The 15,564-nt window shown below is 35.7% G+C and carries 13 protein-coding genes; 5 read left to right on the forward strand and 8 right to left on the reverse strand.

Translation table 11 applies throughout. From position 1 onward, the window contains the following. The first annotated feature begins 30 nt into the window (after positions 1-30). On the forward strand, positions 31-375 hold the full coding sequence (locus ACOMCU_RS06440) for a zinc ribbon domain-containing protein YjdM (protein WP_219364617.1): 345 nt from the start codon (positions 31-33) through the stop codon (positions 373-375). Positions 376-884: 509 nt separating this feature from the next. Here the strand turns inward: ACOMCU_RS06440 and ACOMCU_RS06445 are convergent. Both ACOMCU_RS06445 and ACOMCU_RS06450 read right to left on the reverse strand, forming a co-directional pair. Next, a complete protein-coding gene (locus ACOMCU_RS06445; protein ID WP_421049708.1) occupies positions 885-1,403 on the reverse strand; it encodes a zf-HC2 domain-containing protein in 519 nt (172 codons plus the stop codon). A gap of 94 nt (positions 1,404-1,497) precedes the next feature. Then, complete coding sequence (locus ACOMCU_RS06450; protein ID WP_080647619.1) at positions 1,498-2,142, reverse strand: YfbR-like 5'-deoxynucleotidase; 645 nt, start codon at positions 2,140-2,142, stop codon at positions 1,498-1,500. 172 nt (positions 2,143-2,314) lie between these two features. Here ACOMCU_RS06450 and ACOMCU_RS06455 point away from each other — a divergent pair, with 172 nt between their 5' ends. Beyond that, the gene (locus ACOMCU_RS06455) at positions 2,315-2,755 is read left to right on the forward strand and encodes a DUF2269 family protein (RefSeq protein ID WP_010857735.1); all 441 of its coding nucleotides are present in this window, start codon (positions 2,315-2,317) and stop codon (positions 2,753-2,755) included. Between the two features lie 152 nt (positions 2,756-2,907). On the opposite strand, the gene ACOMCU_RS06460 is transcribed toward ACOMCU_RS06455, so the two are convergent. The 5 genes from ACOMCU_RS06460 to ACOMCU_RS06480 all read right to left on the reverse strand — a co-directional run bounded on the left by ACOMCU_RS06460 (position 2,908) and on the right by ACOMCU_RS06480 (position 10,540). Further along, positions 2,908-4,746 carry an FtsX-like permease family protein gene (locus ACOMCU_RS06460; protein ID WP_421049709.1) on the reverse strand — a complete coding sequence of 613 codons (1,839 nt, stop codon included), beginning with the start codon at positions 4,744-4,746 and terminating at the stop codon, positions 2,908-2,910. Then, positions 4,736-5,497: an ABC transporter ATP-binding protein gene (locus tag ACOMCU_RS06465; RefSeq protein WP_421049710.1), complete on the reverse strand. Its 762-nt coding sequence runs from the start codon at positions 5,495-5,497 to the stop codon at positions 4,736-4,738. Before ACOMCU_RS06465 ends, ACOMCU_RS06460 begins: the two co-directional genes overlap by 11 nt. 110 nt (positions 5,498-5,607) lie before the next feature. Then, positions 5,608-6,594: a sensor histidine kinase gene (locus tag ACOMCU_RS06470; RefSeq protein WP_421049711.1), complete on the reverse strand. Its 987-nt coding sequence runs from the start codon at positions 6,592-6,594 to the stop codon at positions 5,608-5,610. Next, positions 6,591-7,280 (reverse strand): response regulator, encoded by a 690-nt coding sequence (locus ACOMCU_RS06475; RefSeq protein ID WP_421049712.1) that lies wholly within the window; start codon positions 7,278-7,280, stop codon positions 6,591-6,593. Before ACOMCU_RS06475 ends, ACOMCU_RS06470 begins: the two co-directional genes overlap by 4 nt. A 191-nt stretch (positions 7,281-7,471) precedes the next feature. Further along, positions 7,472-10,540, reverse strand: a complete 3,069-nt coding sequence (locus tag ACOMCU_RS06480) for an ATP-binding protein (protein WP_421049713.1) — start codon at positions 10,538-10,540, stop codon at positions 7,472-7,474. Between the two features lie 310 nt (positions 10,541-10,850). On the opposite strand from ACOMCU_RS06480, the gene ACOMCU_RS06485 reads away from it, so the two are divergent. After that, positions 10,851-11,867 (forward strand): GGDEF domain-containing protein, encoded by a 1,017-nt coding sequence (locus ACOMCU_RS06485; protein ID WP_421049714.1) that lies wholly within the window; start codon positions 10,851-10,853, stop codon positions 11,865-11,867. Between the two features lie 73 nt (positions 11,868-11,940). Here ACOMCU_RS06485 and ACOMCU_RS06490 read toward each other — a convergent pair whose 3' ends face one another. Then, a complete protein-coding gene (locus tag ACOMCU_RS06490; RefSeq protein WP_421049715.1) occupies positions 11,941-13,053 on the reverse strand; it encodes a response regulator in 1,113 nt (370 codons plus the stop codon). A gap of 567 nt (positions 13,054-13,620) precedes the next feature. On the opposite strand from ACOMCU_RS06490, the gene ACOMCU_RS06495 reads away from it, so the two are divergent. Continuing rightward, positions 13,621-14,400: a LysM peptidoglycan-binding and 3D domain-containing protein gene (locus tag ACOMCU_RS06495; RefSeq protein WP_010857743.1), complete on the forward strand. Its 780-nt coding sequence runs from the start codon at positions 13,621-13,623 to the stop codon at positions 14,398-14,400. A 385-nt stretch (positions 14,401-14,785) separates the two neighbouring features. Then, on the forward strand, positions 14,786-15,367 hold the full coding sequence (locus ACOMCU_RS06500; RefSeq protein ID WP_010857744.1) for a superoxide dismutase family protein: 582 nt from the start codon (positions 14,786-14,788) through the stop codon (positions 15,365-15,367). The last annotated feature ends 197 nt before the right edge of the window (positions 15,368-15,564 follow it).

Here is a 15,564-nt window from a genome sequence, read left to right on the forward strand (position 1 = left end):
CCTAGCAAAAAGTAAAGGGAGGAAGCGGAAATGGCAGCTTATCCAAATTGTCCGAAATGTAATTCACAATATACGTATGAGGATGGATCAAACTTTGTGTGCCCGGAATGCGCGCATGAGTGGAGTACTACTTTAACAGAGCAGGAGTCAGAAACAGATACATTGATTGTGAAGGATGCAAATGGCAATCTGTTAGCAGATGGCGATTCAGTAACAGTCATAAAGGACTTAAAGGTAAAAGGTAGTTCTTCGACATTAAAAATTGGTACAAAGGTAAAGAGCATTCGTCTTGTTGAAGGAGATCACAATATCGATTGCAAAATTGATGGCTTCGGTGCCATGAAATTAAAATCAGAATTCGTGAAAAAATTATAACAACAGCTAGCAAAGAGTCGAGAAAGTGACTCTTTCAGATGGATGACAAGAGGTTTCAGGAAAAGTATTCCCGAAGCCTTTTGATTTTTTCTGTGGTTTTTCATGTCAAAAAGCGAGTACGCTGATAAAATCAGTGTCTCTTCGAGCACTATTTATGCTGTTTTTGTATGTCGCATGTCCAAGGAGCGAGCTTATTTGCACATTATGTTCCAGAAGCGCTCTCATAATCATTTTAAGTAAAATGTGTTCGTTCTGTAGTTCTGTAGGTTTTTAAAGTAAATGCAAAAGACTTCCTGGGGTATATATAGACACCTGCGGCAAAACGAGCTGGGCTAGCCCCCCACACGAAGCATAGTGAAGGAGGAGGCTAGTGGTTCGTCCACGTGTAGCGAATGGCTTTATCCGGACCTGATTAGTATAAATAAAACTGAAATAGCCGTCTTACCGTTCGCTTGCGGATCAGAGGAGAACTATTTTCATGACTAGTAGCTTTTTAGATAAGTTGCTTTTTATCTAAAAAATTTGCGCAAAATGATCGCAATCGCAGAACCGAGCAGGGCAAAAATCGTATGTAAAATAGCAATAAAGGTTGCACCCAGTAACAATGTACCAATATCGGATAATGAAGTTTTGCCAATATAGAGCGGATTCATTACATTATCAATGATGGCCCATACAAAGACAGGGATAAAGCTAATGGCAAAAACGATCCAACTATCTTTATAAAACAAATAAGTAAGACAACCAAACAGTGCATAGGACACAACAAAGCCCAGTTGATTTCCAAGAAGGGATGAATTCAAAGCGAACATAAAGGAAAGTACAATGAATACCACATGGAAAAAGGATAATGTCTGTTTAAAAGGGATAGTGGGTTTAGGTAATGGCTGTGAATAGGTATACAGCTGACAATGTGCGCACGAAGCTATATGTTGCTCAATGAATTTTACAGTATCTGCTTGTAGTGCTTGTTTTTTATATAAAGGCAATAAATCTTCTACAATTGAACATTCCTGTGACAAACGCATCCCTCCAATCGATCACTTCTATTATACGACTTTTTTTAGGAAATAAAAAAAGCCTTCCGTCGGTCACTTCATTCGGAAAACTCGTACATGCACATTATTTGATTGTGTCGTCTAAAACTTCATTTGTTAATGCTTGAATATCAATATGTGTTTTCTCTTTCACCGCATCCTTTAATATCTCAGTTCGAAAATATTGAACTGTTGCTTTCAGGGGAATAGCTAAAAGTTTTGAGAGTGCCATTTGATACATATGAACAAACTCTAAATCTGTGTTACCGCGTTTTAATTCAGCAAAGGCTTCGTAAAATTGATCTAATTTGTCGGCAAATTCGAGCAAACGTCCTTCTAGTGTTTCATCCTTACCTTCCTTCATGCGCTCAAAAAAGATAGCCTGAAACTCTTTGGGAATCTCATTGATAATAAACTTTTCCATCATCTTATCTTCAACATGAGCGAGCATTTGCTTAAGCTCGGGGCTTGCATGTTTTACGGGTGTCTTAATATCACCGATAAATACTTCAGCAAAATCATGATTGATGGTTTTTTCATATAATGATTTCCAATTTACAGTCGCACCATTCATCTCCTCTAGTGTAGCAAAAAACATGGCGTATTGAGAAACCTTCCACGAATGAGCTGCCACATTATGTTCCTCAAATTTGAAGCGACCAGGGCAACGGATAATGCGCTCTAGATCATTCAGACTTGTAAAAAATTGATGAATTCCTATAATAATCACTCCTTTTTGTTCTATAAGTGCATGTTACTATAATCCATACCCTATTTGCGTATATTTCAAACAAATTAATAAAGATTCACTTTGCGTTTACAAAGGATTCACAATTGTTAGTAGTATGTGCTATTTCGGGTGCTATAATGAGCATGAGTCATTAAAGGGGGGAGTATGCACCATGGTATCGATATATTCACTTCTTCTCTATATACATATTTTAAGTGCCATACTTTCGATTGGGCCATTGTTTGTTGTTTTAGCAATTGTTAAAAGAATGCGTAAAGCACAGCATGCCGAAATGCCACCGTATATTGAGACGTTTCAAGCTGCTGTTACTATTGTCAAACACGCTGGACATGTGCTAGTCGCATCTGGCATTTTATTAATGTGGCGTGGAGGTTATCCGTGGACAACTTCATGGGTAGTCCTTACATTTCTTGTGATGCTTGGCTCAATTGTCTTTTTGGCACGAGCATTCAAACCTACTATTAGAACATTCAATACACCAGCCTACAATCAGCAACAGTTTGCATCAAAGTTACATCGCAAAGCATGGATGTATATTGCCTTATTGCTTATTATGCTGTGGCTAATGGTTGCAAAGCCAATACTTTGGTAAAGGTAATAACAGTATTTCTTACATAAAAAAAATTCCGACATACGCCTGTGGGACGACGAACCAAGTAAGACTTCGAGGTTGCTTTAGCATCTGTCAGAGCAATGCACATCGTCTGCGCGAGTGTGCGGAATTTTTTTATACAGTTTTCCATGTTAGGCAAGTAAACGTTTGATATAACTTTTGCGAATAAAGAAGTAGCTAGCTAAGAAAAGAGCAAAGAAGCATAGAGAACTAACCATTGAAACTTGTAAAAATGCCGTTGAAACCACTGTTCGCATTGTAAATAGAGCCGTTAACAATATGAGAATTGCTATTGAAAATGGCACAAATATGAGAATTGCTAGCTCTTTTGAGACAACAGTCGAGAATTCTTTTTTCGATAAACCGAGCTTACGTATCCCTGTATATTTATCTTTTTCTTGAATGAGTGTCGTTTGTAGATAGAAGTAAAGTATACTCATGGCGGCACTTAAGAATATTAAACTCAACATAAATCCGATAAAGAACATGACACTTTTAACAAACATCTCCGAATCATACAAGGTAATTTTTGAGGATACATACCGTTTGTCTGGTATGGTTGGAAGGCTATTAGTAATTTTATGTGCTAGGTCTATATGGTGTGTCCAATGTTCTAGCTCAAACAAATAGGTTTTGTAGACAGGATAGTCCACACTACTATAAATAGTGTCAGAAACAATGAAATACGTATACTGGAATCCTGTTGTTAATAAGTTTTGTTCATTAGTATATGCCAGGTTTAAATGATTTAGATTTTCATCTGCTATATTCGTTATTGGCGCTATACCTCGATTTCCTGCAACAGCAATAAATTCATTTTTGTCTAGATCAATCTCTTGTTTTTGTAACAAATTATAATCGGATGCTGACATGTAGCCAATACGAGATGCTTCATCTGATTTAAATTCTATAGCATATTTTTTTGAATCAACTGCGCCCAATTGTTTTTCTAAATAGGCAATATCAGCTTGTACCATGCTGTCATCAGCTTTAGGGTCAGCGATGTATTGAAAACTGTATGGATAATTCGCTTCACTGTCCTTTGCAACATTGTAGTATGAGCTAAATAAAATGCTTGTACTTAAAAATACGCCACTCAATAAAATCGTGATTAAAAAAAGCATATTCGCATGTGATGTCATTTTTGCATTCAAATTAGATGCCAGTAACATATTTGTTTTGCGAATATAGGCGGGGGATTTCTCAAAAACTTTTAACAGAAAACGCATACCCTGTGAGATAAGCAGGTACATCGATAATAAAATACTTATAAAAAATAGTGTGTAATATAATAATCCAAGGCTTCCTATGATTCCATGATCTATCTTTAATAAAAAGATCAGTGTAGTAGAAATAATGACACTGATGATGAGTAATAGTAAATGGGATTTGATTGGATTTTCAATAACCGAATCACTTTTTAATAACTGAATGGAAGCTTCTTTATTAATAAATCTTGTTACTATTTTTGAAATAACTATAAATAATATTAGAAATAAACAAACTGTCAATGCTGTTGCTTTAAAAGGTACGTACATACCGAAAGTCTCAGCTTTTAACACCACCTTCGTACCCATTAAGAAAAGTGGCGTGATAACAAGACCGAAAATAATTGCTGCAATAATCGCAACGACACCAATTAGAATATTCTCGCGAAATATTAAAGTACGGATTTGCTTCATGGAAGCACCCGTAATCATAAAAATTCCTAAAGTCTTTGTTTTCTTCTTTAAAAAAGCCATTAAAGAATAGGCAATATAGATAAACGAGAATAAGTATACTAGCATGCTTGCTAATAATAATGAAATACCAAGTGTTGAGTCAGGGTCTAGGCTTTTTAGGCTTGGATGAAACACAATCACTGTGAATAAGAAAAAAATGAGTATTGAGAACATACTGCTGAGGAAATAAGATACATAGGTCCATTTGTCACGTAAGATATTTTGTAACACGATATGATTAAAGCTCATGATGGCCACCACCTAAGAACGCCAATGTATCCATAATCTCTTGATAAAATTGTTTGCGATTATTCCCTCGATGAATTTCGTTATATAATTTACCATCTTTCATAAAAATAATTCGGTTAGCGAAACTTGCGACATAAGGATCATGCGTCACCATTAAAATTGCCGTTTTTAAGTTGGTATTGATCGAACTAAATAAACTCATTACATCGTTAACCGCCTTCGAATCGAGGTTGCCGGTTGGTTCATCTGCTAATAATAAACTAGGCTCGTGAATGACAGCACGTGCAATTGCAACACGCTGCTTTTGTCCACCTGAAATCTCATAGATACGTTTTGTTAGAAGATCCTCAATACCTAAAAATTGTGTTACCTGTGTTAATCGTTGCTGCATTTTGGGTGCGGGAAGGCTATCTAATGTTAGTGGCAGTAAAATATTTTCTTTTACAGTTAAAGTGTGGACTAGATTAAAATCCTGAAATACAAAACCTAATTCTGAGCGACGAAATTTTGCGAGTTCATCGTCATCTAATGCAAAGGGGTTTCTGTTATTAATAAAAATTTCTCCTGCCGTTGGTCGATCAATTGTTGATACACTATTTAAAAATGTTGTTTTGCCACTACCTGATGGGCCCATCACTGCTACAAATTCATGCTCACCAAGATGGAAATTTATCCCACTTAACGCCTTGTACGTAATTTCTCCGATATATTCTTTGTGTAGATTAGTCACTTGCAATATTGGTTTTCTCATGTCCGAACAACTCCCTTACATCTATTGAATAACTTAAGTATAAAGAAGGAGCGGATTTTTACCTATTTCGCTCTATGACGTGAACATGACAAAGTTGTCATTTTAAAGGGTTATTTCTGCGTGCTATTTGAAAAATCAATAGAAAAGGTGGTTACTTGGTTGTGTGATTGTAGCGTAAAGGGATGCTCTAATGTGGCCAAAATCTTTTTAACTAGATACAAGCCAATGCCTGACGCTTCACCACTTATTCTTCCTTTTATCCCAGTATAGAAAAGGTCAAAGACACGTGAAATTTCACTATCTAAAATGGTATTTCCACTGTTTATAATTTGTAAGGTAGCATTACCGTAAATTATTTGTATTGAGGTCTCGGATTCACTATATTTAATCGCGTTATTGACGATCTGATAAAGAACTATCTTTAACCATTTCCGATCGGAATAAATGACCTCACTGTCAACAATAGATAATTTCGGAAATACTTCTTTAGCGATAAAATAATCTTTTAAATCATTGACGACCTCTTGAACAAGTCCTTTTATTACAATAGGCTCTATTTTTAAATCAGCTACTAGGTTGGATGTACGCTCATAAGTTAGTAGCTGGTTCAGCGTAAAAGTTAGTTTATCGCATTCATTATGAATTGTTTGCCAGTAATCGGACTGCTCAGTTGCTTCATATGTTCTGGATTGAATCGTTAGTTGAATGACAGATAATGGCGTTTTCATTTGATGGGCGAAGTGTGATAATACCAGTTGCTTTTCTCGCGCTTGTTCCTCTAATAGTTGCTGCTGTGACAAATAAAGATACTGCAGTTGTCTTAGTTTTTGGCTATAGGCTTTTTCTATCAATGCTTGTGGTTCATACAGATGTAGCTCATTTTTAGTGAACGTGGCATTTTGTAAATGTGCATAAAATTTTCTTCGTCGATAATAACGCCCTATAAGCCAAAGGATAAAAAAGAAACAAACGAGAAATATAAAATAATAGTAATGCGTCGATAAATCATCCAGTGATTGAAATAACCAAGGTAACAATATAAAGCTTATGCCATATAGAAAGATGACACTGGCGTGGTCTTGAAAGAAGAGTCTCATTCATGTGCCTCCACCAGTTGGTAGCCAAGGCCACGTATCGTTTTTATTTCTAAATGAGATTGTATAGATTCAAATTTTTTACGAAGTCGACCAATATTAACGGATAAAGTATTTTCTTCAACAAAGGCTACGTCATCCCAAATGGCACTTAATAGTTTTTGACGGGGAACAACATTGGGATAAGCTTCAAAAAGTAATTTGCTAAGCTGCATCTCTTTTAACGTTAATAAGCTTTCATGTTCCGCTGTTTGCAGTCGAACTGTATCAGGGTTTAATGTAGTATTCGTAATCTTTAGCGTATTTGTATCTGAGGTAGCATACTCACCATATGTACGGCGAATGAGGCCATTCACTTTGGCCATCAATACATCTAGAGAAAATGGCTTTGTAATAAAATCATCAGCACCATTTTCAATACCATACACTTGATCAATATCATTTACGCGCGCAGATACAATAATAATGGGACATTTTGATAGTTGTCGGATTTTTCGCGACCAAAAGTAACCGTCATAGGTTGGTAGGTTGATATCCATGACAACAAGGTGAGGTTGAATTTCTTGGAATTCTTCAACGATGTGGTTAAATTGTTGGACAGTATAGCATTCATATTGATATTTTGATAAATGTCCTACAATCAGCTTTGAAATATTTGCATCGTCTTCTATTATGTATATTTTGAACACATCCATCGACCTTTCTTTATTTACGTATTTTTATAAATAATGTACCCTAATTTTTTGTAATCCATTAAAGATTTATTTTCGTTTTATATTAAGTATTTTAACTTGGAATGATTATAAAGAGCCATTATCAACCCATTTGAGAAGATAACAGCTCATTAAGTTGCAGTAAGAAGTTAAAAAGCGCTGAAAAATTAATAAGCTTTCGACTTTAATTTATTTTTAGGAATATGGAAAGTTATATCTGTTCCTTCATTTGGCTTACTATTAATAATCAATCTTTGCCCATAGATCCTTTTGAGACGTAGGTCAGTATTACGAAGTCCTACACCGGTACTTGTTAGATTGCTACCAGATTGCAATTGGGCTAATGTACTAGGATCAATACCAACGCCATTATCTATCACACTAATGGCAACATAATCCGGAAAGTCTTTAATACAAATACAAACAGTTCCTCCTCCTTCTTGTTTTAATACACCGTGGCGGATAGCGTTTTCTACTAATGTCTGCAAGGAGATAGGGGGAATCTCGATGTTAATATGTTCGTCAATGTCCCATTCAATTTTTAAAAGGCCTTCAAAGCGCTGCTGATTAATATAAAGATAAGAGCGGACAAGCTCTAGTTCATACTGAAGTGGAACAACCCGTTGAAGGTTCCTGACATCGAAACTTGCACGCAAATATTCACCGAAGTGGTGCATTAAGTCAATCATGCGATCTGTGTCAATGGTACTAAGTGATGCAATCGTATTCAGTGTATTAAACAAAAAGTGGGGCTGTATTTGGGCTTGAAGCCACGCTGTTTCTAAATGCAGATGTTGACTAATGCTATATTTTAAATCAATTAAAGCTCTTGCACGTACTTTTAATTCCAATGAATTGATGGGTTTAGTAACATAATCATTGGCCCCGTGAGCAAAGCCTGTATAAACATCTTCAGGATAATGACGTGCTGTTAATAATAATATCGGTAATTCCAGTACCGTATAATGCTCGCGGATCATTTCAATCAAGGCATAGCCTGATATATAAGGTAGCATTGCATCGATAATAATCAAATCCCAATTCTGTTGCTGTAGAGCTTCCAATGCTTTTTCACTGCTAGTGACAGTAGTGATATCGTATTCTGAAGATACAAATAGACTTCGCATTATCCTCAAATTTACGGGATCATCATCGACCATTAAAATTTTAAAATGAGGTAATGCACATGATTTTTCTAGTTGTTTCGCATGTCCAGATGACATTGAATCCTCTTCTTCTTTAATAAGCAAAGCCTCGTCCACAACCGTACTTTCATCAGCAAGAGGTAAGGTGAAAATAACATCTGAACCAGTATTCGGGATCGATTGAATTTGCAATGTACCACCATGCATATCGATTAGTTGCTTACAAACGAATAAGCCGATACCGATACCCTCATCAGCTACATTTCCTTGTTCATAAGGAGAGAATAGACGATTTTGAATATCATCATCCATCCCTAAACCAGAATCACTAATATGAATTACAGCCATATCTTTCTCTATGCAAGCGCTAATTTCTATAAATCCAGCGCCAGTATATTTAATAGCATTATGTAAAAGATTAAAAAGAATTTGAATCAGACGTTTTTCATCAGCTATTACATGAGGGAACGATCTAGAAATAGTCGAAGTCATCTGTATTTGTTTTCCTTCGGCAATAAACCGAAGCATATCAAAAACCCCGGAAACAGCCCCTTGGATACTGACACTTTTTTTATGGAGATATAAATTACCTTCGTTTAACCGAGTAAAATCAAGGATATCATTTAGGGTAAAGGACATGCTCCTGCCAATATCAATTACATATTTCAAATTTTGTTTATCTTCACTAATAAGGTTGTTGTGTGGATTATCATAAATTGATTGTCCGAGAGTAATCATTTTATTCATCGGATTCCACAGTTTTTGTGCGTTACTAGTTAAAAATTCATCCTTTAATTCATTATTATTTTGTAAATCAACTATCAGCTTATTAATTTGCTGCGTATTCTCATAAAAACGTTTAAACCAATACCCCGTAAACCCAAGAACTATAAATAAATAATCGAACGGATAAAAGGGAATATCTAAAACGTAGGTTGATTTTATGAGTCCCCATATAATTCCGTTGGTTGTACCAAGAGCTGTAAACGCAATAAAGGCGGAAGTTTTTTGGTCTTCAACGTACTCCCTTAAAGCAAGCACTACAACATATAAAAAGGAAACAATATAAAGAATAAAGAATAGAAGATTGGCAGCGTGCAACCAATGAATAGGTAACAAAATGATTAACAGTGTTCCTAGAGCATATAAAATAGAGAACCATCGGAAGCGCATAGCTTGATGATATTTAACAAGTAGCATACGCATAAATTGTACAAAGAAAAAGGAAGCCCCTAGGTAAACGATATTAGACAATTTTAAAGACCATACATAATCGAGATGTAACCAATCAAGAATGGAACGATCATAAGTTATTAACTCATCGGCTAATGGCAAAAGGAAGCCGATTGTGAACAGTAATACTTTCTTTTTACGGTAAATAAATAGAAAAACAAGAATGCTAAAGAGGGCATACATAATGATTATCACCGAGATGGTAGTAAGAGATAGCTCTGTGATGGTTTGGTAATGTGTCATGGCAGATACAGAAGTGAAGGAAATTCTTTTGTTAATAACAGCATCTGCTGGTGTATCGAAATTGGACACCTGTAAGAGTAGTTCAATTTCAGATTCCTTTTCCGTAAAGTAGACAGTATAAGGTGCAGCTTGTCCTTTATGACTGTTAAGGTTTGTGGCGACTTCACCAGATTTTCCTAGTAGTCTGCCGTTGACGTATAGTGCCGAGGCTGTTGAAATTGCGGGCACACGGATTGCAAATCGATTATCTGAAGAATCATTCTTGTCTAGTAAGATTTTTAAACGGTATGTACCAAATTTCTGTGTCACTGCTTCACTATCTCGCGGTGGAATAGTTAAAGTGGCTTGATCTAACGGGATAGTAGTTTTGCTATGGCTGTCATTGGTTGTGTCTACTAATAATCCAGGATAATAAAGCCACTCGCCATTTAAATAGAAAACTTTGTTGTCCGATAAAAATTGATCTCGCATATCGAAAATGCCCTCTTGAGCAGAAGGTTGATCATTAGAAGGAAAAAAATATGCTAGCCAAAGTATACGGAGGGAAGAAAGGGCAATAAATATCAAAACAATAATGAGTAGGTGTCGTTTTGTTGTTTCTTTAATCGCTAACATATATGCCTCCTGGATAAGAAAATAAACATCATTTTAGTAGTGTTACTTTTACCATGCCATGAATGATAAGAAAAGAAAATAAGAATTTTCTTAAAAAATACTCTACTAATACTAATTGCTGATTTAATGGGAGGCTGTAGTTCTTTTTGATTTATTAATATTTTATAGAAAGAGGCTAATCTATCACTTGTTAAGTTTTTTTTAAGAAGTTTGCCGTATGATGTTGTATTAAATATATAAATAAAATTTAAGTTGAAACAAGTAAATAGGGTTTCACAAAAAAATCATCTCATGGGAGAATTGATCTATTGTGTCAAAATTCAAAGTATCGTTTTTAATCGTTAGTATTATGATGGTTAGCGTACTCGCTACAACTAGTATAAGTATTTGGAGCAGCTATCGAAGTTTTAACGAAATTCTTATAGAAAATAATCGTGATATGCAAGAGGGGTATAGAAAGGAAATTTCTAAAATCACAAAAGATTATGGACATGAGGCAATGCAAGACTCTCTTAAAAGTATCGAATCGGAGGCACTGTTTGAACAAGCGGCTAATCGTTTACTCGAAGATAAAGTCGTTTCATTTAATGTCTTTTTTAAAAAGATAATATTCACTGTGTTCCTATCTTTATTAATCGTATTTGCATTCATACTATGGTTTGCCATAAAGATTGTCCGTCCTCTAAAAGGTCTTGTAACTGGTATAGAGGGGGGAGGGGACATGCAACGTTTAGAGGAAATCGATGACTGGTATTTGGAAGCGCATCACTTAAAAAATGCTGTGCTAAATACGTTATCAGATTCTAGAAATCATATAGCGGAGTTAAGTAATCAATTAAAGCTGGATTCATTAACAGGAATTCCAAATCGCAGGAGTATGGATCAAGTATTAAGTGAACTATTTACAAATAAAGTACCGCATACAATTGTTTTAATAGATTTAGATGACTTTAAAAGTGTAAACGATACATATGGCCATACGGTTGGTGATGAAGTATTAAAAGCTTTTGCAAACAATATGCAGGAAAGTGTAAATAAACATGGAATTTGTTTTCGCTACGGTGGAGAAGAGTTTATGATTATTTTACCATCCACTTCAATAGAAGAAGCTGTAGAGATAGCTGAGAATTTACGTGTTAAACAAGCTTTGGCAGAGAATTCTTTGGGGCATCCGGTTACTCTGTCAGCGGGAATTACTGCATTTACACCAACAGTAAAAACGCCTAAACAAATGATTGCCATTGCGGATCAAGCTTTATATGAGGCGAAGCAGTCAGGAAGGAATTGTATTTGTGCAGTTAAGGAATTTTCTGATACAACGATTTAATTGCAAAGCGACAAACATTAGCAGTAGCTGTCTTTGAATCACAACTATTTAAACGACAGCTACTTCATGTTATTTATTCTTCGGAAATAGTATTGAATAATTCGACAGTATCTTGGTTTGGTAGAATGCCTAGGTCTGTCTTCAAGTTACTTCTAAATGTATTGTATATTCGTATAGCATTTGCGCGATTATCTACTTCTATATAATGCTGAAGAAGCTGTTGTATGATGTTATCTGAATAAGGACTAAAATCTAAAGATAGTAGTAAGGTTAGTTCTCGTTTTTTTACGGCATATGTAGCTGTATAATGTTCGACTAAAAAACTCAGTAAGATTGTAAATAGGTTGTTAAAGAAATTCGCTTTATTGTTAATCCAAGGATAATCTAATGTCGCCATATAATCACCATGATGATGATTTTGAATAAACTTCTCCGCTAATTCTATATCAAGCGCCCCTGTCACTTCCTTTTGTTTCAATAATTGCTCTAAGTCAAGCGCATCGCATTGAAAATTTTCTAACTGCAAAGTGTAACACCCATTTGTATAATGGAGCACATTTACATAACCTAAAGCGGAAAGAGTGGTACGTAAATAGGAAATGGTTGTATGCAATTGTACTCTAGCCTTTTTATATTCTGTCTCCGCCCATAGCGCATCGATAATGGTATCTCGAGGTATATGACTATAAAGATTTGAAAAAAGAAAGGCAAACAATTCCTTTGTCTTCGCAGTGCGCCAGTGAACAATTTTATTATTAAAGGAGACATTAAACCCTCCAAAGCATTGTATTTGAAGAGATGGCTCAGTATTTTTTTGTGCGGGAAGCAATGTTTTTTCGTGCTGGAAGAGTTCTTGTATTCTGTTTATTGTTGTCTCTAATCTAGATTTGGAAATGGGTTTTAATAAATAGTCGAGGGATTGAATCTCAAATGCTTGAACAGCATAATCACGATACGCTGTAACAAAAATGATATAGATATTCTTATGCCACTGTTTTAATAATTGAGCAATTTCTAAGCCGTTCATACCAGGCATTTCAACATCTAAAAATGCTACTTGAATATCCAATGTTGGTCCCTCGTTAAGCAAATCGTTTAAGGTTGTAAAGGATTTAACGATTTCAATTGAATCAAATTCTTTTAACCTTTTTTCCATGTTAATAAGAGCTAATGGTTCATCGTCCATTATTATTACTCTAATCACAGACGGACACCAACTTTCAAATAATATGCATGTTACCTCATTAATTTTTAATCAATAGTGCTTAAAATTCAAATTTTTAACTTGAAACTTTACTAATTACTGCTTAGTAAGGATGTGCAGCAGCTTGTGGTTGAGTCATCGCTATTAATAAATCGACAGTAACTGATGTAGTTAATTTAAGTGCATTATGCCGTCCACTTTTTTGTGAAATTTGTTATAGCTCTTCATAACCTGTTACCTCACATTACGTTAATCTATTCACATTCCTCCTTTTTCCTATTATCGGTTAAAAACACCGAATTTCCAACTTTATCATGATGGTATTAGGGGATGTTTTTTGAAGAATTTTTTCCATAAAATTGCTTGAATTGCTAAAAATATGATTGATATTGTATATTTTTCCGTTTTTATAGTAATAATTTGTAATATCAGGTCCATTGTCCTGTATTGTTTAGTTGCAATTTAAATAGCTGCTTGCATATATGAGCCTAACGCTAATGTGCTAGTAGGAGATTGCAGGAAATATAAAAAATGGAGGTATTACTTAATATGAAGAAACAAGCAATAGCTTTAGCTGTAGCCTTGACACTTGGCGTAAGTATGTTTGCAAGTCCCTCGTCTGCAGAGGGAGTAAATAGTGTGAAAACGGGCGACGCATTGTGGGGAATCTCACGGGAGTACAATTTGAGTATAGCTGAGTTGCAACAGCTAAACGAAATTGATTCGATTTGGATCTATCCGGATCAGGATTATTTGAATGAAGAGAAGGTCGAGAAAGAAGAAGAATCTACAAAAGATAACCATCTTATTGAATATGGCGACACATTATTTACCCTTGCACTTGTCTACGATGTAACAGTGGAAGAATTAAAAGAGTGGAATAATCTTTCATCAGATGGGATTTACGCAGGCGAATTATTAGCCATCAAAGCCTCAGCGGCAAAGCCCAAAACTGCCGTGAGCACATATAAGAAACCTGCTGCGACTTCTGCTGCAACCTCAACCACTACAGCAAAGAGCGCACCAGCAAATGCGTCAGGGCAAACTTATACAATGCGCGCGACTGCTTATACAGCTTATTGTGAAGGATGCTCAGGCATTACAGCAAATGGCACCGACATACGATCTAACCCTGGATTAAAAGTAATCGCTGTCGACCCACGTGTTATTCCTCTTGGAACTAAGGTCTGGGTAGAAGGGTATGGAGAAGCAATCGCAGCTGATACTGGTGGAGCAATCAAAGGCAATAAAATTGATGTCTTCATTCCTTCAGATGGACAAGCTCGAAATTGGGGTGTCCGAACAGTTACTGTAAAAATTTTAGATTAAAGATTGTAAAGCGAGGTATCTCCTAATCGATATGAGATACCTCAGACTGTAGACAAACTCGAAAATGTTCGAGAGTTTGTCTACAGTCTTTTTACTTTTACAAGAAATATGGATGAATACGACTTATTGATTTCCACTAGGTAGTGAAGCGGACTGCTCGGATAGTGAAGGGAATTGCTCGGGTAACGGAAAGAAGCGCTCAGGTAACAGAAAGAACCTCCCTCTGGACAGAAAAAATCAAAAGGTTTCAGAATCCTTAGCATTCTGAGACCTTTCTGGCAAGAAAAAATGAGGCTTTTGCTTCGTATGCGCGAGAAAATCACGCATTTAAATTGCATAACTATGTGTTGAGATGGGTACCATCAGAAATAGAGGAGGTATTTATATGAAAAAAATAACTATATTAATCATGTCGTTAACAGTATTTGTCGGTGGCTGTAATTTTTTTGATAAGAGTGAGAAAGAAGTAGCGGTAAATGCCAATTCACAATCCAATCCCAACTCTAATTCTAACTCCCCATTAACGGCAACCGCAAAAGTCATCGGTTCAAATAATGAAAGCTATGGGAATGCATATTTTCAAGAAGAGGACAATGGTGTCATGATGACGTTAGCATTAACGGGGTTACCGTCAGGAACGCACGGTATTCATATTCATACAGTAGGGAAATGTGAACCACCGACGTTTGAATCAGCTGGTGGGCATTTTAATCCAACGAAAAAAGAGCATGGAAAACTGAATCCGAAAGGCTATCATTTAGGTGACTTACCAAATCTTGAAATAGGGGAAGACGGTACTGTGGATTTAACATTTATAGCTGAAGGCATAACTTTACAAAAGAATATGGAAAATTCATTGTTTGATGAAGACGGCAGTGCGCTTGTTATTCATGAAGCGGCGGATGACTATAAGACAGATCCTGCTGGCAATTCAGGGGCAAGAATTGCTTGTGGTGTAATCCAATAATAATTAAGTAAAGAAGCTGTATCAAAAGGGGCCACTCCTTTTTGGTACAGCTATTTTTAATGACAGAAAAATTGACTAAAAAAACTAATAATCGGACTTATTTTATACCATAAAAATAATAAAAAGGGAAAACTTAGTTTTTCGATATACATTTTTAATACACTTATGAAACTTTATTTTATTTCATTGTGAAGAGA

This window comes from Lysinibacillus sp. UGB7 (assembly GCF_049058285.1).
Taxonomy (GTDB): domain Bacteria; phylum Bacillota; class Bacilli; order Bacillales_A; family Planococcaceae; genus Lysinibacillus; species Lysinibacillus sphaericus_B.

Coding starts and splice junctions, on each gene's coding strand:
- ACOMCU_RS06440 (WP_219364617.1), top strand. CDS start 31: ATGGCAGCTTATCCAAATTGTCCGAAATGTAATTCACAATATACGTAT.
- ACOMCU_RS06445 (WP_421049708.1), bottom strand. CDS start 1,403: ATGCGTTTGTCACAGGAATGTTCAATTGTAGAAGATTTATTGCCTTTA.
- ACOMCU_RS06455 (WP_010857735.1), top strand. CDS start 2,315: ATGGTATCGATATATTCACTTCTTCTCTATATACATATTTTAAGTGCC.
- ACOMCU_RS06460 (WP_421049709.1), bottom strand. CDS start 4,746: ATGAGCTTTAATCATATCGTGTTACAAAATATCTTACGTGACAAATGG.
- ACOMCU_RS06465 (WP_421049710.1), bottom strand. CDS start 5,497: ATGAGAAAACCAATATTGCAAGTGACTAATCTACACAAAGAATATATC.
- ACOMCU_RS06470 (WP_421049711.1), bottom strand. CDS start 6,594: ATGAGACTCTTCTTTCAAGACCACGCCAGTGTCATCTTTCTATATGGC.
- ACOMCU_RS06480 (WP_421049713.1), bottom strand. CDS start 10,540: ATGTTAGCGATTAAAGAAACAACAAAACGACACCTACTCATTATTGTT.
- ACOMCU_RS06490 (WP_421049715.1), bottom strand. CDS start 13,053: ATGGACGATGAACCATTAGCTCTTATTAACATGGAAAAAAGGTTAAAA.
- ACOMCU_RS06495 (WP_010857743.1), top strand. CDS start 13,621: ATGAAGAAACAAGCAATAGCTTTAGCTGTAGCCTTGACACTTGGCGTA.
- ACOMCU_RS06500 (WP_010857744.1), top strand. CDS start 14,786: ATGAAAAAAATAACTATATTAATCATGTCGTTAACAGTATTTGTCGGT.